The following is a 20,729-nucleotide window of genomic DNA, read 5'->3' as shown; positions in this document are numbered from 1 at the left end:
GTGAAAAACTATGAGTGAAGCACAAATCCCGCAAGATATTTGGCAAAATAAGCTTGAAGAAAAGCTATCCATACTGCAAACCTGCCAGCAAGAAAGTGCTGTGAGAAGTTGTTTGAAATGCGAAAAAATATTTGATTGTCAGATTAGAAAAGATTATGTCAAAGCCGTGTATGAAAGTATGAATAAGGGGCAAAGCGGGGATTTTGAATTTTGATATGGCTTGATATCATCGACCCCAAATATGTGCTATTTTTTAGAAACCTTATCCCCAAGTTGGGCTTGCTAGATGAGGTCCTTATCACGACAAGAAAAAGCAAGGATTATGATGAATGCGCCAAGCTTTTAGCGCTTTTTGGGATAGAAGCTATCCACGTGGGGGGCTATGGCGGGGCAAGCTTGGCAGGGAAATTTGAAGCCCGCCTCAATAGGCAAAAAAACTTTTTGAAACTTTTTAAAAAAATCGGCACGCCTAAGCTTTTTATCACCGGAGCAAGTGCTGATGGCACACAAACTGCCTACGCGCTAGGCATTCCCATCGTGCAGTTTAGCGACACGCCCATAAAAAGCGATAGTTTTTCTATAGAAAATATCACCTTGCTTTCTCGCCTCACCTTGCCCCTAAGCTCGCTTATATTTCGCCCATTCATCGTGCCTGAGGTTTGCTATCACGCACTAGGAATCGCCAAAGAAAATATCATCGCTTATGATTTTATCGATGTGGCATTATGGCTCAAAGACCTAGCGCCGGGGCGAGATTTTAGAGAAACCTACCATATCCCCAAAGACAAGCCCACAATACTCATCCGTGAGGAAGAATACAAAGCCCATTATGTCAAAGAAAAATTGCCCATTATCTATGAAAGCATTACCCAATTGAGTGCAAAAATACAAGCGAATCTCGTTGTAATGCCCCGTTATGATAGCTCGGGACTGAAAAAAGATTTTGGAAAACTCAAAAATGTATTTATTCTCGAAGAAAAGCTCGCACCCAATGAATTTTATCCCTTTATCGATGTGCTTATCGGGGGCGGTGGGACGATGAATCTGGAGGCTTGCTATCTGGGGATACCAACGATTTCGACACGCTCATTATTCCTCTTTCACGATAGATACCTTTTAGACAACGCCTTGATGTCGCATTGCAAAACGGCTTGGGAGGTTTGTGAGGTGGTGCGTGATATTTTGGATACCCTTTTGGATACTCAAACCAAAAATAGGGGTGCAAAAATAGGGTCGCAGGCTAAAATAAAAGCGGGAGAAAAAATGGGAACGAAAATAGAGATGAAAAATCACGCAAAAGCCCGAGCGAAAAAACTTTTTGAACCCAAAAATGCCGATTTTGATGAAATTTTTCAAACCATCCAAGCAAGATTTTATGCCTGAACTCACGTTGTATTATGATGGGGAATGCCCGATTTGCAAACAATATACGTTATTTTTGAAAATCAAAAAAACCCACCGCTTATTCCTAAAAGATGCCAGAACTTCCCCTGAACTCAAAAATATCTGCCAAAATAACCACATCAATATCAATGATGGGATGGTCCTACTCACAGAAAATGGCGGGGTTTTGCAGGGAGAAAGGGCATTGCTATATCTGCAAAACCTCGATAATAATACAAGTTGGCTCTATAGGGTTTTTATTTCCAAACCGCTTGTGAGATGGGTATATCCGATTTTGAAAGGATTGCGATGGCTCTTGCTCAAAATTCTTGGCAAAAAAACCCATATTGAATAAGCATAATGAAAACCTTAGAAATCTATCTCCAACGCACAGCCTCTAGTTTTGACCCGCCCGCCCCAAGTTGATAGCCTTGCGTTAGCTTGACTATAACCCTATCCTTTAGGAACGAAAACAGGCTTTGCTTGTTGGAGTGGTCTTCAGATTCGCTTGTGAATCACTTAGATAACAATTTTTTTCCATAGAAATATCGCTAATGATTATTTCTCATACTAGCTAGAAGGGGGAATGGGGGGCTGACTTGCGAAGCGCCCCCCGTTTCCCCCTTAACCCCACCTCCCCCTGCACGCCCCCTTAGCAGGTGAGGTGAAAAAGCGTAGCGGGCTGGGTTTGTTAGCAGATAGGATTTAAAAGCCATCTAAGGTTTAGAATCTTGAACTGCTTTCTTGTGGTTGCTTGTGTGCTGTGAAAAATCGCAAACTTGGTTGTTGTAGTGCAACCGCCGAATTTGTTTTATTATTTTTTACTCGATTCAATTTAAAACTGAATCTGAAGACCACTTCGGGCGAGTGAATCGCCCTACGTTCCTAAAGGACACAAGCAAGCGACTTCCCCTCCCATCGTTTAAATGTCCTGCCGAAAAGAGGAGGAGCGTTAAGTCAAAGCCAACTGCTTGTCTTTGGTAGCTCCGCACGGCGATTGCGATGTGCGACTAAGAGGAGCATAGCAATACGCCCAAACCTTAATTCTCCTGCCCGCAGTGGTCTTCAGATTCGCCTTAAAAGGCGAATTGAGTAAAACATAATGACATACCTTAGAAATTTATCTCGAATACACAAAGCAAAGCTTTGGGTATGAGATGGTTACTTTAGGAGCGAAGCGAGGCTTTGCCTTGCATAGCGGTCTTCAGGTTTGCAAAGCAAACCGAATAGAACATAATGACAAACCTTTTATTTCAAATCTTTTTGAGCGCTTTGGATACCCACTTGGGCGCATTTTTCATCAAATGCACCTTGTGGGGCACCACCAACGCCAATCGCACCAATCACATCATTGCCAACCTTGATAGGCAAGCCACCTTGCATAAACACAAGTCTCTTATCCAAATGCACTGCCATAGCTGGTAGTTTATTCTCCGCAACTCTTTGAGCAAGCACGCCTGTGGAATTTTTCATCGACAAAGAGGTGTAGGCCTTGTTGTAGGTACCTTTCAGGGTGTGAGGCCCCGCCTTTTCATCTCGCAAACTAACAAGTTCCAAGCCTGAAGCATTCAAAATGCTAACCGCAACACTATAACCATCGCTCCGACATTGTTTGAGAGCATTTTGGGCGATCTTGAGAGCAACATCTGTAGTCAAAACAGGCTCTTTAGGCAGTGCTTGCAAGCTGACAAAACTACTCAAACAAAGCACTACCAACAAATATTTATATCGCATTGTTAAATCCTTAATTTAAATTGCCCCCTCAAATCTATCTTATCTAAAATTTATAAGAAATCTCAAACCGCCCATCAAATCCGGGCTGTGCTAAGGCTTTTCTCACCGCATTGGCAACATCATTGCCCTTACCATCAGCTTCGACTTTGATAGGCGAGGTTTGATCAATATAATCTTTGTTAAAAATATTATTCAACACAATCGAAAATCGCAATCCCTTGATTTTGGGCGGTGTGTAATTCACATAGATATTATGCACGCCATAGCCGGGCTTATGGGTGTGATAAAATTCTGCATTATAAATATCATAGCCCTCATAATCAAGCGTTTGGACAAAACGGCTCAACCAAGAAAGATCCAGCCCAATGCTAGGGAATGTATAGCTCAATCGCAAGGTATAATTAAACCCTGTGGTAGCGCCTAGCTCGTAAGTATCGTTGATGAGTTTGCCCCGCACAGTCGGATAACTCCTCGCAAACCCCAATGTCGCCACAAAATTTTCATAATTAAAGCTCGCTCCCAGCTCATAACCATAGATATTGATTTTATCTTTTAGATTTTGTCTAAAACCTCTATCCTCACCATTAGAACCTTTAGAGGCTGCTGCTGCTTTTTGATCTTCAGTAATAGGATGCCCATAGCTATTGATAAAATCACCGATAACCTGATAAAATACCGCGCCTCGGAGACTAAAATATTCTTGGGTAAAATCCATATCAAATTCGACATTTTGCCCTTTTTCAGATTTTAGTTTTGGATCAATAGTAACCTCATCATCTTGAATCAACAAGGCATCCCCAGGCAATGCCCCACGGGTAACATAAGCATAAGAAAGCTTCATATCAATACTATCGATAGGCTCATACAAAACCGCCACACTCGGACTAAAACCTTGCGTTACGTGGTTTTGGGAATTTTTGTCAAAATACGTATAAACATCATAACGGGTTCCTGCCCCCACGGTCAAGGATTTTACAAGGGAATAATTCGCCTGCACATAAGCCCCGATAATATTGCTACTTTCTTTGCCTCGTTGTTCCTTGGTAATCTCTTTTTGGGCTTTATCCATCACGGTCATATTTTGGTAATTAAGCCCGTAATCAAGCGTATTGCTATAGTCTTCTGCAATCGGGTGGGAGATTTTGAGATCAGCACCAAAGTTATTCAAAAATATATTTCTGGGTGTCCTGCCTTCATCATCATCTTTAAAAGGTCCCTCATCAGATGTATCAAAACGTGGGGTTAGATAGATATTTCGGACACTCCCATAAGCATCCACCTTGACTTTGGGAGACCCAAAGTTTTTGCCCCCTTGATGGGCGTATTGCAAAGAAACATTATGATTTTGATCGGTATGATCAAAAAGTTCTTGAGCAAAATTGAAACCCTCTTCGCCGATAGCATTCGTAACATTGGCACGGAAAGGTCGGGTCGCATTATCTCGGGTCATATTGTAAGTAAAAGTGATTTTATCTTTTTCATTGAGATAGGCATTGGCTTTGAGGAGCACATTATTTTGCTGGGAAGGAGAGCCGATGACTTTATCCTCGCTTTTGGGGTGAAAAAGATTCTTGAATGCGTGTTCGCCATCGCGATAATAAAAGATATTTTGATAGGTATAATACGCCAAAACATCAAAATGACTCCCACGCCCATAAGCCATCACATTTTCTCGGATACCATAATTGGTATAAAACGAACTTGCCAGCGAAGCACCAAAATTTTGACCTTTTTCTAGCAAATCAGAGGCATCTTTTGTCGTCATCGTGATCGCTCCAGCCAAAGCGCCCGGACCTGCAGAGGCATTCGCCGCACCTTTGGTAATCTCGACTTCTTTGAGCATTCCGGGATCAATGATGGTATTGCCTTGGTGGTGGAAAGCATTGCCATTTTGGGCTGCCCCATCTATGGTAACACGAAGCAACCTATCTTCAATACCCCGCACATAAATCTTTTGAGCCATTACCCCGCCACCGCCGACATTGACATCTGGCTGGGTAGCAAACACATCTGACATTTGATTGGCCTGACGCGCACCTAAATCCTTTCCATTGATAAAATCTTTGTTATTAAACTGGAATTCTTTTTCTCCCGTTGCTGTGATCTTATCAAGGGTGTAATTTTGAGTATCATTTGCATATATAAATGTTAAAAATGAAAATGAAACCAACATAATAAGCCTATATTTAAACATTATTGCTCCTTCGGTGTAATAAAATAATTGTCATTATCACCATATAATGATAAAAATAAGCTTAAAAAGTTTTATTTACTTTTACCCCGACAATACAATCATTAGTAATTTGGGGCTTTTTGAGTGTTAAAGAAATAGAAGTGATGGGGTTAAAATTTTGTTTTAAATGTTTAATAATATCTAACAAAGCTTCCTCGATGAGACCATATTGTTTGGTCTCTAAAAGCTCTTTAATGAGATTTTTAACCCGGATATAATCGATAAAATCTTTGTCGTGATAATCATAAGTAAATACCCCCTCAAGGAGGATTTTTTGCGGGATTTTTCGCTCAAAATCCAAAATCCCAATGATGGCTTCCAACTCAAAATTTTCAATGATAAGGGTGAGGGATTGCAAATTTTAAAGGACCTTTTTTTCTTCGCCTTTAATCAAACGCATTATATTGGGGATATGGGTGTAGATAACGATAATACCGATGATGACAACGGGTGTATGGGTATGGATCTGTGATATGATAGAAAAGCTACCGGGCAAAGGCAAAATATAAGGGATAATAAATGTCAGGGCAATCCCGCTCAAAACACCCAAAAGTGAAGAGAGTGAAGAAACTTTCAAAACCTTACCTACAATGCCCCAAACAATCAAGCCCAAAATCCCCTCAACAGGGATGAGTAAAATCACCGAACCAATCGCTGTGGCTACACCTTTGCCACCACTAAAATTCAAATACGGGCTATAGCAATGCCCCAAGATAGACAAAATCGCAATCATCCATTGTGTCTCATAACTCAAGCCAAAAATCTTAGCCAAAAGGACAATGACTAATCCCTTGATAGCATCTAAAAAAATCGTAAATATCGAAAGGTTTTTGGCTTTTTTGGCATCATCTTGTTTGAGGGCTCGATAAACATTTGTCGCCCCAATGCTTCCAGAACCTAGCTTGCGAATATCCACGCCACAAAAAATCTTAGCCAAAAGCAATCCAAAAGGGATACCGCCTACCAAGTAAGCTAAAATATAAAAAATAACATTGATATTTGTGATAACTTCTAAAAATAAATTCATAAAAATATCCTTTTTAGGCTGTTTTAGACATCCAAATGCCGCACATCTTTGGCGTGAAGTTGGATATATTCCCTCCTAGGCTCGACCTCATCACCCATAAATAACGTGAAAATTTCATCAGCTTTTTGATCATCAGGCAAGGTAACTTTTAGTAGCGTTCGATTTTGCGGTGTCATTGTGGTTTCCCATAGTTGTTCAGGATTCATCTCGCCTAAGCCCTTATATCTCTGGATATAAGCCCCTTTTTTCGCCGATTCTTCGATATCTTCTAAAAATCCAATTGGATCTTTGCCTGCCAAAAATTCCAAATTTCGCTCACGGATTTTATTGTAAATAAAATACGCTTCTTCAAAGAAATTATCTACAAACAGATTTTCATCGATGCTAAGCTCCACCAAGCCTGATTTTGTCTGGATATAAAGCATAATTTTATCTTCACGGATGGTTTTACTCAAAATATTGCATTCAATCGTGCCTAAAAATCCCTCGATTTTTTCATACATTTCTTTGAAGCCAAGCGAAATATATTCTTTGTGTTCTATCAAAAAACGGACGACTTCAATCATCGCATAGCGCTTTTCAAGCTCTTTGAGTGTGAATCGGTAATGCGAAATGTATCGCAAAATTTCAAGAAGCTCTTTTGTCCCAATGCCTTCAAATTTGAAATTTTCAATCCCATTTTCAATGAGATATTCTGAAAGGGCTTTTTCATCTTTGAGATAAATTTCTTTTTTGCCTTTTTTGAATCGATAAAGCGGGGGTTGGGCGATGTAGATATGCCCATTTGCAACCAAAGGCTTTAAATAGCGGTAAAAAAATGTCATCAATAATGTCTGGATATGGCTACCATCAACGTCCGCATCGGTCATAATGATGATTTTATGGTAGCGGAGTTTTTCGAGGTTAAATTCCTCGCCTACACCGCAACCAAAAGCGGTGATCATATTTTTTATTTCTTCAGATTTGAGGATTTTATCCAGACGGGATTTTTCAACATTAAGTATTTTTCCCCTCAAGGGTAATATCGCTTGATAAACCCGATCCCTGCCTTGTTTTGCCGAACCGCCCGCACTATCGCCCTCGACCAGATAGATTTCAGACTCTAGGGGGTCTTTGCTCTGGCAATCAGCAAGCTTACCCGGCAGAGTCCCTACAGACAAGCTTTCTTTTTTACGGGTGAGTTCTCTCGCTTTTTTCGCTGCTTCCCTGCCTCTAGCTGCTAACAAGGCTTTTTGCATTATCGCTTTAGCATCATTGGGATTTTCTTCAAAAAACTTTGAAAGCTTTTCATACGTGAGTTTTTGCACGATGGGTTTGACAAAAGAACTACCCAATTTTCCTTTGGTTTGCCCCTCAAACTGGGGTTCCATAATCTTTGTGGAAATAATAGCAATCAAACCCTCTCGGATATCATCGCCTGTTACTTTATTATCTTTTTCCCTTGCGTTTGCATTCGCATCGATATAGTTTGTAATCGCCCGACTAAGCCCTGCCCGAAATCCTGCTTCGTGTGTCCCGCCATCGGGCGTGCGGATATTATTCACAAAGCTCAAAACCTTTTCATCATAGCTTTCATTGTAAGCTAAGGCGATTTCGACTTCCGTTTCTTGTTCGATAGCATTAAATGTGATGATTTGAGAAACGAGGGGTTTTTTGTTAATATCTTCTACAAATTGGTGCAAACCATTTTCAAAATGATAGGTTTCTTCTCTCTGGGTTTTTTCTTCTTTGAAGCAAATCGTAACATTTTGATTCAGATACGCCATTTCTTTGAAACGTTTGCTTAAAATCTCAGGATCAAACTCCAAAATCTCCATAATCTCCCCATCAGGGAAAAATTCGATGGTAGTGCCGTGTTCTTTGGTAGTTCCGATGATTTCAAGTTCGGTTTGGGGGATACCTTTGGCAAATTCTTGCCGGTAGATATTGCCATTTTTTTTGATCGTCATAATGAGGCGACTAGAGAGCGCATTTACCACGCTCACGCCTACCCCGTGCAAACCACCTGAAACCTTGTAAGTATCTTTGTCAAATTTTCCCCCAGCGTGAAGAACGGTCAAAACCACCGTGGCGGCGGGCAAGTTTTCTGTTGGATGCATACCCACAGGGATACCCCTGCCGTTATCCTCGATGATAGCACTGCCTTCTTGTGTAAGCGTAACTTTGATCGTATCACAATGCCCTGCCATCGCTTCATCGATGGAATTATCCACGACTTCATAAATCATATGGTGCAAGCCATTAGTATGCGTATCCCCGATATACATACCGGGACGTTTTCTGACTGCTTCAAGCCCTTTGAGGACTTTTATATTGCTCGCACCATATTCTTTTTTGTTTTCTTCCATACGCTCTCCATTTGTTCTGTGGGCTAAAATATAATCGGCATAATGATGGTTGAGAAATTCCCATCTTTGAGTGTGAATGGTGTGTTCATTTCGTTTAAACATAGATTAAATTCTACAGATTCGATTTGAGAGAGAAAATCAAGGAGGTATTTCGAATTTGCTCCGATAATGACTTCTGATTCGATTTGCGTGTCAAATTCTATCTGGGTGCTGGCTGATTCGGAATTTTCATCACTGATGGATTCAAATATGATTTCATTGGGTCTGATGATGAGTTTGATGTTGTTGGATAGTGAATTAATCAGCCTGATGGATTCTACGATCTTATCTTTGGGGAGTTTGATTTCATTTTTGAAGCTTTTGGGGACGATTTTTTCATAATCAGGGTATTTGCCGTTGATGAGTTTGGTAAAAAATAGATAATTAGGCGTTTTGATGATGAGTTGGGTTTGATTGTAAAAAATTTCTAAATCATCATAAAAGAGTTTCAAAATTTCATTGATAGCTTTTTTTGGGATGATAATCGAGAGATTTTCGACAGATTGGGTATCGTGTTTGACAATTGCCAGTCGTCTGGTGTCTGTAGCTACAAAATTAAGCGTGTATTCTTTGATATCTAATAACGCCCCGCTAAGCTCGATTTTTTGGTTGCTATTTTCAACAGCGGGATTGATTTTTCGAATAGAATGGATAAATTTCGATGTATCGATGTTGATTTTGGCATTTTCATCAGGATTTGGGAAACTTGGAAATTCAGAGGCATTAAACATCCCGAGTTTGAATCGTGATTTGCCTTGTTTGATAACCATAGAATCATTATCGGTTTCTATGATGATTTCCCCATCTTTGAGCCTACCTACGATTTCAAGGATTTTTCTCCCATTAACCGTGGCATTACCATCAGATTCTTTTTTCAAAATATCAATTTTTGATTCGATACCAATCTCATAATCAGTCGCTTTTAGAAGTAATTTATTGTCAATAACTCCAAAATAAATATGGGAAGTGATTTGGGAAGAATCTTTTTTATCCAAAAACGCTTGAAAATTTCTCAAGATAATTTCAAGACTGCTTTTTGCTACGATGATTTTCATTTTGGTATCTCCTTAGATGATGGATAATAATTTTTTAGTAACACATAGTAGGCTTCAGTGAAATGGTGAAAAGTGCTGCAAAATAGTTTGAATGACGAGCTTTTTTATGTGAAAAGTTTTCGTTTTATTTTCACATTTTTTCACATTGACCCAGCGTTTTCAATATTATATCTAATAATTTTGTGTTTTATAATGCTTTATTATTTTGCTCGCTTTGGATTTTGTTTTTCATTTCTTCTATCATTGCTTTAATGTTGATATTTTCGTTGATTTCTGTAGTGATCATTTTCATCGCTTTGCTTACTGAGCTGTGGTCTTTCATATTCAAAAATTGTGCGAGGGCTTGCATTGAGTTAGGTGTCAGGGTTTTTGCGAGATAGATGACGATTCTTCTGGCATTAGCGGTGGTTTTGTTTCTGGATTTTGATTTGATTTCGCTGGGTTTGATGTTGAGCTCTTTTGAAACGATTTTGATGATATTTTCTAGTGTGATATTTTCTAGGTTTTCTTTTTGGATATCTTTGATGGCATTTTTTGCCATTGTGAGGCTGATATCTTGCCCGATGATAGAAGCTTGGGCGTTGAGCTTGAGGATGATCCCTTCGATTTGGCGGATATTATCATTGATATTTGAGGCGATATAATTAATAATTTCTCGGTCGATTTTGATTTGATTGAGCTGGCATTTTTGAATGATGATAGCGATTTTTGTTTCCAATTCTGGGGGTTGGATATCTGCAGTCATCCCCCATTCAAAACGTGATTTGAGGCGTTCTTCTAGCCCTAAAATTTGTTTGGGGGATTTATCACTTGTCATCACGATTTGTTTGTTATTGCTATGAAGCTCGTTGAATGTGTGAAAAAATTCTTGTTGCACAAGCTCTTTGCCCCCAAAAAATTGCACATCATCGATGAGGAGATAATCACAATTGCGGTATTTATCTCGGAATCGATCCATTGTATTGTTTTTTAGGCGGGTGGTAAAATCATTGAGAAATTGTTCGGCTGTTACGTAGATAACGACTTTGTTTTTTTCCAAAACGCTATTGCCAATCGCATTGAGGATATGGGTCTTGCCAAGCCCGGTGCCTCCATAGATAAGCACGGGATTATAAATTTTGGCTTGTTTTTGTGAAATTTGTTGGGCAATCTCATAACACAGGCGATTGGATTCTCCAATGACAAAGGTATCAAATGTATAAGAGGGATTTAGAATCGCTTGGGTTTGGAGTTTGGATGCGGGGTTTTTTGAACTTTTCACATCTCTTTTTTGTGATTCCACAATAATGCTTATTTCCGGCTTAATTTTTTGATAAATTTCAAAAAGATGGATGATCTTATCGCTATACCTTGTCTTTACCCAATTCGCGATATAGATATTGGGGACAACAAAGACTGCCAAATCCGATTTAGAGGCGTTTTCATCGTATTTCATTCTGGAAATATAGGTGTTATATTCATAGGGGGTGATTTCATCTTTAAGCTGTTTTAATATATCATTTCCCGACATTTTTTCTCCATTTGTAATGTTTTCACAATTGTGAAAAGTTTGGTGAATAATAGTGAAAAAAACGTGTGAAATAAATAAAATGGAAGCAAATTGACGTGAATATTTTAGGTATTGATCCGGGGAGTAGGCATTGCGGGTATGCGATTGTCCATCTGGAATCGGGCAAAATCTCTCTGTTAGAAGCGGGCTTTATCAAGATGAAAGAGCGGGTATTGCAACATCAAATCTTGGAATTTGTCGAGGGGATTGATTTGGTGTTAAAGTCCCATCGTATCGATGAGGTCGCCATTGAAGATATGTTTTATGCTTACAATCCAAAATCAGTCATCAAACTCGCTCAATTCCGTGGGGCTTTGAGCCTCAAGATTTTGCAAGAATTAGGCAATTTTGCTGAATACACCCCCTTGCAGGTCAAAAAGGCATTGACAGGCAATGGCAAGGCAGGAAAAAATCAAGTGGCGTTTATGGTCAAAAGGATATTAGGTATCAAAGGCGAGATAAAACCGCTTGATATTACTGATGCGATCGCAATTGCCATCACACATTCCCAGCGTATCAAAACAGGCAAAAAATCCGACAAAAAGCCCGAGAATCCCTAAGCAAGGCAGAAACAAATCGCCTAAAGCAGGTATTTTTCCCATTCGTAGGCACTAGCGACAATAGTTTTGAGGTTGTTATATTTTGGCTTCCATTGTGTCATTGAGAGGATTTTTTGGTTGTTTGCGATGAGCTTTGCGGGATCGCCTGCTCTTCTAGGGAGTATTTCTACTTTGAAATCCACACCAGAAACTTCTTTGAGTGTGCTAATGACTTCCTTGACGCTATATCCTTGGGCATAGCCGACATTAAAAATATCGGATTTTTTCTCACTCATCAGATATTCCCACGCCTGTAGGTGGGCATTTGCCAAGTCATTGATATGGATATAATCCCGAATACACGTCCCATCATCGGTGGGATAATCATCACCAAAAATCGCCATTTTTTCTCGCTTGCCTACCGCACATTCGCACGCGACTTTGATGAGATGGGTCGCATTTTTGCTCCGTTGCCCCAAGCCATCTTTTGTGCCGTTATTATCATCGTAAGCATTATGTATATTTGCACCCGCCACATTAAAATACCGCAAAGCGATGAAATTAAAATCATAAGCGAGGCTAGAATCTTTAAGGATTTGCTCGCTCATCATTTTGGAAGCCCCATAGGGATTAATCGGTGCGAGTGGCGTATTTTCTTGCACGGGAATGTAGCGTGAATCAGGCTCTCCATATACCGCAGCGGTGGATGAAAAAATAAAATTTTTTATTTTATGTGTGATACAAGCTTGGATCAAAGCGGTGGTATTTAGCGTGTTGTTGCTGTAGTATAAAAGCGGGTTGGAGACGGATTCATTCACGATCAAGGATGCCCCAAAATGCAAAACCCCATCAAAATGGGTTTTTTCTAGTAACGCTTCTAAGGCGCTCCTATCAGATAGATCTACTCGGGCAAAATTGATCCGATCGGGAAATCTGTTTTTTAAATATTGGATATTTTCCAAAAAACCCGTGCTAAGATTGTCGATGATAGTCAGCGATACATCGGTATTTTCCAAAAACTCCAACGCTGTATGTGAGCCGATGTATCCCGCCCCACCTGTTAATAAAAGTCGCATTGCTATTCCTTGAAAGTCTAGATAAAGTTTCAAATTATAGCTAAGTTCGAGATTCTAAATTGGCTATAATTTTTTTTATTAAAAAATCATTTTATTTCAAAAGGATTGCCTATGGAAGATGTATTTGATACCAAATCGCTCACGATGTCGGTTCTTGTAACACCGAGTATGTCGAATTTTAGTGGTGTAATGCACGGGGGTGAGCTCCTCAAAATGCTCGATCAAGTCGCCTATGCTTGTGCGACACGATATTGTGGTGTTGGCGTGGTAACCCTTAGTGTTGATAGCGTGATTTTCAAGCACCCCATCCCGATTGGTTCGATGATTACCTTTTTGGCGAGCGTGAATTATACGGGTCGGACGAGCTGTGAGGTGGGTATTAAGGTCATTAGCGAAAATATCAAGGACAAATACGTTACGCATTGCAATAGTTGCTATTTCACGATGGTGGCAGTTGAAAATGGCAAAACCATTCCCATTCCCCAACTAGTGCCAAAAACGCCTGCAGAAAAACGCCGGTATGAGCGGGCGATCCAAAGGAGAGAAGCCCGACTTGCCAAATAAATTTGGCAGTAAATTTGGCTAGATTTTAGGCAGATGGTATATGCTAGTTTTTTTGGCTATAAAGGGCAATAAAATTTTGCACTTCCTCATCAATGCTGTGATTGCCATAAAATTTTATCGCTAGATTTTGTGATTTATTGAGAAAAAGACTTTCATTGGGGGCAATTTCGATGATACCCTTGATGAGAAGATTTTTGTTTTTGAAAGATAATGCGATGTAATCAATGAGCGTTTCAACAATCAAGGCAAAATCTTTTTTTTGTGCAATTTTTAGATGATTGAGCTGGTGTTCTTCTCGGGTGAAGCAATCAAATGTATAGAGATAATATTTGATAGTGGGGATACTGCGGTTTTGAATGAATTTTTTATCGATATTGAGACCAAATAACAATTGTTTATCTTCGGTGATGATAATTGTCTGCATATATTTTTGTAATCCCAAAACCCCGCCGGCTTTGCTATCAAGCTTTTCTTTTTCAAGCATTAGGATAAAATTCAAAACATCATCGAGTTCTTGGTTGAGCTTTGCTATTTGTTTGTGTGTTTTTGCCAGGATATTTTTGCTGTCAATAATTTCTGCGGTTTTGAGATTGAGACGACTTTCAAGCTCTTGGATATAAGCTTTTTGTTCATCAGACTTTATCTTTAGGGTATTGAGTTTGGTTTTTTTCATCAACGCTTCCATATTGTGCAGCCAAATCGATCGCATTGAGATAGCTTTGAGGATTTGGCTGGGTTTTGTAAGCTATGTTAAAAGCTACGCCGTGATCTACAGATGTTCTTAATATCGGAATGTTTAGCGTTATGTTTATGCTTTCGTAAAAATAAAGCGCTTTGAGTGGGGCTAACCCCACATCGTGATACATACTGATAAAAAATCGGTATTCCTGCCTATTTTGCGGACTAAAAGCCGTGTCCGGGGGGATAGGTCCGATGAAAATCTCGCCACCGAGTTGTTTGTTTGCCTCAATGATAGCTTGGGCAATGATAGTGTCTTCATCACCGATGAGCCCGCCATCGCCGCAATGCGGGTTGAGACCTAGAACGAGCGCTTTTTTCATTTTTACACATTGATAAAATTGAATCAAAAAATCACATAATGGTTTGAATTTGATGGTCGCATTCACATTTTTTAGTGCGATATGATCGCTAAAAAGTGCCACAAACATTTCTTTGCACCCAAGCATCATTATCGCTTTTTTCTCGTAGCGATTTGCCAAAACCTCCGTATGCCCGATTGCTGTAATCCCGCCAAGTTGCCAGGCTTTTTTGTGGATAGGGAGCGTGCAAATGCCTGCAACTTCCCCTTTGTCTGCGAGCGTGCAGGCTTGCAAAAAGCTTTTATAGCTATACCTGCCACTTTCAGGGCAGATTTCACCCGCACGAATCGGAGGCACGGGGGCATTTGGCAGGACAAATACCATATCGTTTGGCATTACTATCCCCAATAATTCGCAGGCATTTTGGAGTAATTGCGGGTGAGCGCAATAAATAGGCTCGCATAGGTTTTTGATCGTTTCGTGCTGGGATAGGGCGAGCTGGGGACCTACGCCGTTAATATCCCCGATGGAGATAGCGATTTTTTTCATTTTATAAGTTCTAACATATCTTTGATTGCTCTTTCAAGTCCAGTAAATACCGCCCGAGCGATGATACTATGCCCGATATTGAGTTCGGTGATGGATTTAATTTTAGCGATAGCACTAGCATTTTGGTAGTTTAGCCCGTGACCGGCAAAAACGCCCAACCCCAGTTCTTCTGCTAGGCTCGCACACGTCGTGATTTCAGAAAGTGTCATTTGAAGCTTTTGGGACAAAGTATCCCGAGTTAAATCCAGACTTTTGATGGCATTTTTGTGCCTAGAAAGATTGGAGTAAAGCATTAAATGCACGTTGGCATATTCTCCGGTATGGAGTTCCACGCCAGTAGCACCGAGTGCTTTTGCTCGCTTTATCGTGTCTTTTTTGGGATCGATAAAAAGGGCGGTTTGAATATCGCACTTTTGAAATTCTTTGATGATTTCTTTGAGGTTGTTTTGCGTGAGGTTTAGTCCGCCCTCTGTGGTGATTTCTTCTCGCTTTTCAGGCACAAGGGTGATTTTGTGGGGTTTTTGTTCGCACAAAAATTCGACAATCCCCTCATCGCAGGCACATTCGACATTCACAGGCAGGACAGAAGCATTGATGATAGCCCTCACATCATCATCGTGGATATGTCGCCTATCCTCACGCAAATGGATCGTGATTTGAGAAACGCCGGCATTTTTGGCGACAAACACCGCCTCTAGGGGGTCAGGCTCGTTGATTTTTCTCGCTTCCCTCAAGGTCGCAATGTGATCAATATTTAATCCCAAATTCATCAAATGCCTCCAATATTTGTAGTTTTTTTATGTTTAAAACATATTATAATAAAGATTTTAATAGATTTTTAGGAGATTTTATGCCAACCAAACGATTGAACGGCTCGGAAATGGTTATTGAAGCGTTGCGATTAGAGGGTGTAAAGGTGATCTTTGGTTACCCTGGCGGGGCGGTTTTGAATGTCTATGATGAGATTTATAAACAAAATCACTTCCAGCATATCCTCACCCGCCACGAACAAGGCGCAATCCACGCTGCTGATGGATACGCACGGGCGAGCGGGGAAGTTGGGGTGGCTATCATCACATCAGGTCCGGGCTTTACCAATGCAGTTACTGGCATTGCGACCGCTTATACCGACTCGATCCCGCTTGTGATTATCAGCGGGCAAGTCCCCATCGCCCAAATCGGCACCGATGCATTTCAAGAAATCGATGCGGTGGGTATTTCACGCCCTTGCACCAAGCATAATTTTTTGGTCAAAAGCATTGATGAATTGCCTAGAATCCTCAAAGAAGCCTTTTATATCGCTAAAAGTGGCAGACCTGGTCCGGTGCTAGTGGATTTACCCAAAGACATCAGTGCGACATTTGGGGAGTTTGACTACCCCTCTGAGGTTTTGCTCCGGACATATAAGCCCACGACAAAAGGCAATTCTAGACAGATAAAAAAAGTCGTCCAGGCGTTAAAAGAAGCCAAAAAGCCGTTGTTTTATATCGGCGGTGGGGCGGTGATTTCAGGGGCTAGCGAGGCGATAAGGGAGCTGGTGGATAAAACACAAATCCCCGTCTTAGAAACCCTGATGGCACGGGGGGTCATCCCGGAGGGTCATCCCCGCTTGCTTGGGATGGTGGGAATGCACGGGACATATGCGGCAAATATGGCAATGCAAGAATGCGATTTGCTCCTTTGTCTGGGTGCGCGCTTTGATGATCGGGTTACGGGCAAGGTCAGTGAGTTTGCCAAATATGCCAAAATCGTTCATATCGATATTGATCCTAGTTCCATCGGCAAAATCATTGATGTGCATTTCCCTATCGTAGGCGATCTCAAAAGTGTTTGCGAGGATATTTTGGAATGCCTGCAAGACTATGATGTTAGCGCTATCAAGACCTGGCAAGAACACCTTGATAAATACGCCCACACCCACCCATTGCGTTATCAAGACTCTGATGAGGTGCTAAAACCCCAATGGGTTATCCAAAAAATCGGTGAGATCTTAGGCGAGCGTGCGATTATTGTTACCGATGTGGGGCAACACCAGATGTGGGCGGCGCAATTTTATCCCTTTAGCTTCCCCAGACAGCTCATCACTAGCGGGGGATTAGGGACGATGGGGTTTGGTTTGCCTGCGAGTATGGGGGTGCAAAAAGCCAAAAATGACAAGATTATCGTCAATATCACCGGCGATGGATCGATTTTGATGAATATCCAAGAGTTGATGACTTGTGTCGAGGAAAAAATCCCTGTTATCAATGTGATTTTGAATAACAATTATTTAGGAATGGTTCGCCAGTGGCAAAGCTTTTTTTATGAACATAGATTTTCTCATACCGACCTTTCTCTCCAGCCTGATTTTGTCAAGCTCATCGAGGCTTTTGGGGGGCGGGGATTCCGTGTAGAAAACAAAAAAGATTTTGAAGAGGCGTTCAAAGAGGCTATTAAATTGGGCGATTCGGGCGTTGTATGTATGCTTGATGTCATCATTGATCGGATGGAACACGTTTTGCCAATGGTCCCAGGTGGCGCACCACTCAATAAAATGATATTAGAATAAGGATAGAGCAATGCAGAAACGAAGAATAATCTCAGTCTCTGTTATCAATGAACACGGGGTTTTATCACGGATATCAGGGCTTTTTGCGGGGCGAGGGTATAATATCGAATCCCTAACCGTTGCCCCTATCCCAGAAACCGAACTTTCTAAGGTAACGATCGTTACAAATGGCGATGAGCGGGTTTTAGAGCAGATCATCAAGCAACTCCACAAACTCATACCGGTGCTTAGCGTGAGTGAGAGCGATGATTTTTTAGAAAAAGAAATGGCGCTAATCAAAATCCCCATTGAAGAAGACATTGCCAGCATTGAGGTGCTGTGTCGGGCGTATAATGGGCACGTGGTGAATGCTAATGAAAAATACATCATCGTAGTTGTAACGGATAAGCCCTATCGTGTGGGGAGCTTTATCAAAGCTATCAAGCGATTCAATCCCAAAGAAATCATTCGCAGTGGCGTGGTCGCTTTGGAGCGGTATTGAGGGTATGAAAATATTGTAATTGCCAACCTTGAAATCAATTTCGTAGCATAGGCAAAAGCAAGGCGGTTCTTCTGCCCGAAGTGGTCTTCAGGTTTGACCTGTCAAACCGAGTAAAAAACCTTAGAAATTGGGTTGATGACCAGCGACAGCTGGGAATAACCCTGAACTTTAGGAACGAAAACGGGCTTTGCCCGTTGAAGTGGTCTTCAGGTTTGACCTGTCAAACCGAGTAGTCATAATGGAAACCTTAAAATTCTATCTCCAATACACAAGCGAAGCTTGGGTATGAGATGATAACTTTAGGAACGAAAACGGGCTTTTCCCGTTTGAGTGGTCTTCAGGTTTGTTTTCAAACAAACCGAGTAGAAATTAGATAAACAGGAGACAATCTTGAACGCTGATACTATCAAAATCATCCCGGAGTGGAAAGAGTTGCTAAAGGCTGAATTTGAAAAGCCTTATTTTACTTCTATCAAGTCCCATTATCTGGAGGCAAAAAAGCAAGGTGCGCCCATCTACCCGCCGGGCAAGCTTACCTTTAATGCCTTGAATCTCACCCCGCCTGCTAAGATAAATGTCGTGATTTTGGGGCAAGACCCTTATCACGGGAGCTTCCTGCGCGATGGGGTGGAAATCCCTCAAGCGATGGGTTTGTCGTTTTCTGTGCCACGCTCTATTCCTATCCCGCCGAGCCTCAAAAATATCTACAAAGAACTCCATCGTTCTTTGGGTATTATTGCCCCAAATCACGGCGATTTGTCGGCTTGGTGCGAACGGGGGGTTTTGCTTTTGAACGCGATTTTTAGTGTGGAAAAAGGCAAGGCTGGCTCGCACGCTTATTTTGGCTGGGAAAATTTCAGCGATGCGATCATAAAAATCATCTCAAGGGAGTGCGAACATATCGTTTTTATGCTCTGGGGCAACTATGCCAAAAAGAAAATCCCCCTCATCGACCAAAGCAAACACGCCATCATCACCGCTCCTCACCCCAGCCCGCTCGCACAGGGTTTTGTCGGTAGTGGCGTATTTCTCAAAGCCCAAGAAGCCCTGCAGTCTTTTGGCAAAGCCCCGCTGGATTGGAGCTTGCCCCAATAGCTTTATCGCTGACATATCGCTTGTAAAAATATGCTTTGCATTTCTTTGATATTTTGCCACCACTCCTATCCATTTTAGAAGCCTCTAGACTTACTTTTCAGCCTAGCTTCCATCGCTTCTAAGCGGGTCAAAAAGATGGCTTGGCTTAAAGAACTGCGATGTTTAAAACGTTCATACAAATAAGCAGAATGCAAAAATGACAAGATGGATTCATCGGAAGTATTGGCAATCAGCACAGGATTTGCTGGCGATGGGCTTTGGCTACTTCTGTGGCGGGGAGTGATAGGCATTGCCATCACAGCAGGGGCGATATTCTCGCTGATGGTCTCACCCATCACGTCGGGCTTGTTTAGCAAGGTTTCTAGGCTTGCTGCAACGCTCTTGAGTTTAAGATTTATATCAGAATCTGGGTTTTGATTGTGTTTTTATTGTTGGGTTATGCAGATAAAATACATCTAGCCTTTTTTATTAGTGGTTTTTCTATTTTCAGGTGCGCTACAACACCAACAATTACCGACATCAAAACAGCAATAATAATCATTAGTAAATACATTTTTTCTTGCATTCCGAAATGCTTAAATGCAACATAGATTGCGTTTATTGTAAGTATATGGGTTAGATAAATTGAATAAGATGCATCGCCCAGCAATGTTAATGTTTTTGATTCGCACGTTGATATAAATGGTGATAAAAAGCCAGCAAGAATCATTGCCGATGGTATTCCATAATACAGCACCCTAGATACATCGCCACTGCTAAAGGCTACACCTGATGGGAGCAGGCATATAAAACTGGCACCAGCGAGTATAAGAATAAAAGCTATGTATTTATTTAATTCTGTTTTTTTAAATATCAATTTGTATATGAGCATACCAAAAATAAATTCAATTGATATTGGTGATGCTATAAACTCAATATCGAATATATTTCCAATGGCTATAAGTGCCAATAGTATTATAGAGGTTGCAAGAATGGCATTTTTGCGTAAGAGCAGGGATATGGAAAATATTAAGTAAAAATAGGCCTCATAGCTAAGAGTCCAGGCAACCAGGTTTAAATAACTGCCGTTAAAAAATGGTATTAATGTGATTGATTTTAATATTGATGGGGTGGGGGCGTGAGTGTTTACTATTTGAGGCATTAATAGAAAAATAATTAGGAATGGAATGAGGGTAGCTATGTATATAGGATATATTCTTATAAATCTATTTTTTAAGAATGAAGCGGGGGGGGGGGGGAATTTTTTCCGATATGTAGCACATAATAAAGCCTGAAATGGCAAAAAATATATCAACGCCAGCGTCGCCAAAATATAAATATGAGCCACCATCATTTAAGTGTGATTTTAATGTTATATGATGAATCACGACCATTAGACAAGCAAAGAAACGGAGATATTGAATTGACCAGATCAATTAGGCTCACCTTTTTTATTATGTTAGCGTATTTTTAATTAAACTCACGTTTGT

The 20,729-nt window shown here is 40.8% G+C and carries 21 protein-coding genes; 8 read left to right on the top strand and 13 right to left on the bottom strand.

Going from position 1 to position 20,729, the window contains the following annotated elements; all coding sequences use genetic code 11:
* The first annotated feature begins 10 nt into the window (after window positions 1-10).
* Genes BJI48_RS02020 through BJI48_RS02010 form a run of 3 tightly spaced genes read left to right on the top strand, consistent with a single transcriptional unit; the run spans window position 11 to window position 1,738 of the window.
* Entirely contained in the window at window positions 11-214 is a 204-nt protein-coding gene (locus BJI48_RS02020; protein ID WP_095331329.1) for a hypothetical protein, read from the top strand.
* Window positions 211-1,383 (top strand): DUF354 domain-containing protein, encoded by a 1,173-nt coding sequence (locus BJI48_RS02015; protein WP_095331327.1) that lies wholly within the window; start codon window positions 211-213, stop codon window positions 1,381-1,383. Before BJI48_RS02020 ends, BJI48_RS02015 begins: the two co-directional genes overlap by 4 nt.
* On the top strand, window positions 1,343-1,738 hold the full coding sequence (locus tag BJI48_RS02010; RefSeq protein ID WP_180763015.1) for a DCC1-like thiol-disulfide oxidoreductase family protein: 396 nt from the start codon (window positions 1,343-1,345) through the stop codon (window positions 1,736-1,738). Before BJI48_RS02015 ends, BJI48_RS02010 begins: the two co-directional genes overlap by 41 nt.
* Before the next feature lie 893 nt (window positions 1,739-2,631).
* On the opposite strand, the gene BJI48_RS02005 is transcribed toward BJI48_RS02010, so the two are convergent.
* The 7 genes from BJI48_RS02005 to dnaA all read right to left on the bottom strand — a co-directional run bounded on the left by BJI48_RS02005 (window position 2,632) and on the right by dnaA (window position 11,329).
* Window positions 2,632-3,117, bottom strand: a complete 486-nt coding sequence (locus tag BJI48_RS02005; RefSeq protein ID WP_095331323.1) for a heme-binding protein — start codon at window positions 3,115-3,117, stop codon at window positions 2,632-2,634.
* A gap of 43 nt (window positions 3,118-3,160) precedes the next feature.
* On the bottom strand, window positions 3,161-5,311 hold the full coding sequence (locus BJI48_RS02000; RefSeq protein ID WP_095331321.1) for a TonB-dependent receptor: 2,151 nt from the start codon (window positions 5,309-5,311) through the stop codon (window positions 3,161-3,163).
* A 61-nt stretch (window positions 5,312-5,372) separates the two neighbouring features.
* Window positions 5,373-5,708, bottom strand: a complete 336-nt coding sequence (locus BJI48_RS01995; protein ID WP_095331319.1) for a dihydroneopterin aldolase — start codon at window positions 5,706-5,708, stop codon at window positions 5,373-5,375.
* Window positions 5,709-5,711: 3 nt separating this feature from the next.
* Window positions 5,712-6,377 carry a glycerol-3-phosphate 1-O-acyltransferase PlsY gene (plsY, locus tag BJI48_RS01990; RefSeq protein ID WP_095331317.1) on the bottom strand — a complete coding sequence of 222 codons (666 nt, stop codon included), beginning with the start codon at window positions 6,375-6,377 and terminating at the stop codon, window positions 5,712-5,714.
* Between the two features lie 23 nt (window positions 6,378-6,400).
* Window positions 6,401-8,725, bottom strand: a complete 2,325-nt coding sequence (gene gyrB / locus BJI48_RS01985; RefSeq protein ID WP_095331315.1) for a DNA topoisomerase (ATP-hydrolyzing) subunit B — start codon at window positions 8,723-8,725, stop codon at window positions 6,401-6,403.
* 23 nt (window positions 8,726-8,748) lie between these two features.
* Window positions 8,749-9,819: a DNA polymerase III subunit beta gene (gene dnaN / locus BJI48_RS01980; RefSeq protein ID WP_095331313.1), complete on the bottom strand. Its 1,071-nt coding sequence runs from the start codon at window positions 9,817-9,819 to the stop codon at window positions 8,749-8,751.
* 187 nt (window positions 9,820-10,006) lie between these two features.
* Window positions 10,007-11,329: a chromosomal replication initiator protein DnaA gene (dnaA, locus tag BJI48_RS01975; RefSeq protein WP_095331310.1), complete on the bottom strand. Its 1,323-nt coding sequence runs from the start codon at window positions 11,327-11,329 to the stop codon at window positions 10,007-10,009.
* Window positions 11,330-11,424: 95 nt separating this feature from the next.
* Here dnaA and ruvC point away from each other — a divergent pair, with 95 nt between their 5' ends.
* On the top strand, window positions 11,425-11,928 hold the full coding sequence (gene ruvC / locus BJI48_RS01970) for a crossover junction endodeoxyribonuclease RuvC (RefSeq protein WP_095331308.1): 504 nt from the start codon (window positions 11,425-11,427) through the stop codon (window positions 11,926-11,928).
* A gap of 20 nt (window positions 11,929-11,948) precedes the next feature.
* On the opposite strand, the gene galE is transcribed toward ruvC, so the two are convergent.
* Complete coding sequence (gene galE / locus BJI48_RS01965; RefSeq protein WP_095331306.1) at window positions 11,949-12,983, bottom strand: UDP-glucose 4-epimerase GalE; 1,035 nt, start codon at window positions 12,981-12,983, stop codon at window positions 11,949-11,951.
* 111 nt (window positions 12,984-13,094) lie between these two features.
* Here galE and BJI48_RS01960 point away from each other — a divergent pair, with 111 nt between their 5' ends.
* Window positions 13,095-13,547, top strand: a complete 453-nt coding sequence (locus BJI48_RS01960; protein ID WP_095331303.1) for an acyl-CoA thioesterase — start codon at window positions 13,095-13,097, stop codon at window positions 13,545-13,547.
* A gap of 43 nt (window positions 13,548-13,590) precedes the next feature.
* Here the strand turns inward: BJI48_RS01960 and BJI48_RS01955 are convergent, their stop codons facing one another.
* From BJI48_RS01955 to BJI48_RS01945, 3 genes are read right to left on the bottom strand one after another with little or no spacing between them, the layout of a single operon-like run.
* Window positions 13,591-14,220, bottom strand: coding sequence for a hypothetical protein (locus BJI48_RS01955; protein WP_095331301.1), 630 nt, complete (start codon window positions 14,218-14,220; stop codon window positions 13,591-13,593).
* Window positions 14,180-15,136 carry a 4-hydroxythreonine-4-phosphate dehydrogenase gene (gene pdxA, locus BJI48_RS01950; RefSeq protein WP_095331299.1) on the bottom strand — a complete coding sequence of 319 codons (957 nt, stop codon included), beginning with the start codon at window positions 15,134-15,136 and terminating at the stop codon, window positions 14,180-14,182. The genes BJI48_RS01955 and pdxA overlap by 41 nt, the downstream gene beginning before the upstream one ends.
* A complete protein-coding gene (locus BJI48_RS01945) occupies window positions 15,133-15,906 on the bottom strand; it encodes a pyridoxine 5'-phosphate synthase (RefSeq protein WP_095331297.1) in 774 nt (257 codons plus the stop codon). The genes pdxA and BJI48_RS01945 overlap by 4 nt, the downstream gene beginning before the upstream one ends.
* 80 nt (window positions 15,907-15,986) lie before the next feature.
* Between BJI48_RS01945 and BJI48_RS01940 the strand changes: the two genes are divergently transcribed.
* From BJI48_RS01940 to ung, 3 genes are all read left to right on the top strand, one after another.
* Window positions 15,987-17,684, top strand: a complete 1,698-nt coding sequence (locus BJI48_RS01940) for an acetolactate synthase large subunit (protein ID WP_095331295.1) — start codon at window positions 15,987-15,989, stop codon at window positions 17,682-17,684.
* A gap of 10 nt (window positions 17,685-17,694) precedes the next feature.
* Window positions 17,695-18,165, top strand: a complete 471-nt coding sequence (gene ilvN, locus BJI48_RS01935; RefSeq protein WP_095331293.1) for an acetolactate synthase small subunit — start codon at window positions 17,695-17,697, stop codon at window positions 18,163-18,165.
* A 387-nt stretch (window positions 18,166-18,552) separates the two neighbouring features.
* Complete coding sequence (ung, locus tag BJI48_RS01930; RefSeq protein WP_095331291.1) at window positions 18,553-19,260, top strand: uracil-DNA glycosylase; 708 nt, start codon at window positions 18,553-18,555, stop codon at window positions 19,258-19,260.
* Between the two features lie 74 nt (window positions 19,261-19,334).
* Here the strand turns inward: ung and BJI48_RS01925 are convergent, their stop codons facing one another.
* On the bottom strand, window positions 19,335-19,595 hold the full coding sequence (locus BJI48_RS01925; protein ID WP_095331289.1) for a hypothetical protein: 261 nt from the start codon (window positions 19,593-19,595) through the stop codon (window positions 19,335-19,337).
* A 101-nt stretch (window positions 19,596-19,696) separates the two neighbouring features.
* Window positions 19,697-20,593, bottom strand: a complete 897-nt coding sequence (locus BJI48_RS01920) for an acyltransferase (protein WP_143428754.1) — start codon at window positions 20,591-20,593, stop codon at window positions 19,697-19,699.
* Window positions 20,594-20,729: the final 136 nt, after the last annotated feature.

It is taken from the genome of Helicobacter sp. 11S02596-1 (assembly GCF_002272825.1).
In the GTDB taxonomy this organism is placed as follows: Bacteria; Campylobacterota; Campylobacteria; order Campylobacterales; family Helicobacteraceae; genus Helicobacter_J.
The sequence above is the reverse complement of the archived record's forward strand: the minus strand, read 5'-3'. Positions and strand labels throughout refer to the sequence as shown.

Coding starts and splice junctions, on each gene's coding strand:
- plsY (WP_095331317.1), bottom strand. CDS start 6,377: ATGAATTTATTTTTAGAAGTTATCACAAATATCAATGTTATTTTTTAT.
- dnaN (WP_095331313.1), bottom strand. CDS start 9,819: ATGAAAATCATCGTAGCAAAAAGCAGTCTTGAAATTATCTTGAGAAAT.
- BJI48_RS01955 (WP_095331301.1), bottom strand. CDS start 14,220: ATGAAAAAAACCAAACTCAATACCCTAAAGATAAAGTCTGATGAACAA.
- BJI48_RS01960 (WP_095331303.1), top strand. CDS start 13,095: ATGGAAGATGTATTTGATACCAAATCGCTCACGATGTCGGTTCTTGTA.
- galE (WP_095331306.1), bottom strand. CDS start 12,983: ATGCGACTTTTATTAACAGGTGGGGCGGGATACATCGGCTCACATACA.
- BJI48_RS01920 (WP_143428754.1), bottom strand. CDS start 20,593: ATGATGGTGGCTCATATTTATATTTTGGCGACGCTGGCGTTGATATAT.
- BJI48_RS01940 (WP_095331295.1), top strand. CDS start 15,987: ATGCCAACCAAACGATTGAACGGCTCGGAAATGGTTATTGAAGCGTTG.
- BJI48_RS02000 (WP_095331321.1), bottom strand. CDS start 5,311: ATGTTTAAATATAGGCTTATTATGTTGGTTTCATTTTCATTTTTAACA.
- ilvN (WP_095331293.1), top strand. CDS start 17,695: ATGCAGAAACGAAGAATAATCTCAGTCTCTGTTATCAATGAACACGGG.
- pdxA (WP_095331299.1), bottom strand. CDS start 15,136: ATGAAAAAAATCGCTATCTCCATCGGGGATATTAACGGCGTAGGTCCC.
- BJI48_RS01925 (WP_095331289.1), bottom strand. CDS start 19,595: ATGGGTGAGACCATCAGCGAGAATATCGCCCCTGCTGTGATGGCAATG.
- dnaA (WP_095331310.1), bottom strand. CDS start 11,329: ATGTCGGGAAATGATATATTAAAACAGCTTAAAGATGAAATCACCCCC.
- BJI48_RS02005 (WP_095331323.1), bottom strand. CDS start 3,117: ATGCGATATAAATATTTGTTGGTAGTGCTTTGTTTGAGTAGTTTTGTC.
- gyrB (WP_095331315.1), bottom strand. CDS start 8,725: ATGGAAGAAAACAAAAAAGAATATGGTGCGAGCAATATAAAAGTCCTC.
- BJI48_RS02020 (WP_095331329.1), top strand. CDS start 11: ATGAGTGAAGCACAAATCCCGCAAGATATTTGGCAAAATAAGCTTGAA.
- BJI48_RS02010 (WP_180763015.1), top strand. CDS start 1,343: ATGAAATTTTTCAAACCATCCAAGCAAGATTTTATGCCTGAACTCACG.
- BJI48_RS01945 (WP_095331297.1), bottom strand. CDS start 15,906: ATGAATTTGGGATTAAATATTGATCACATTGCGACCTTGAGGGAAGCG.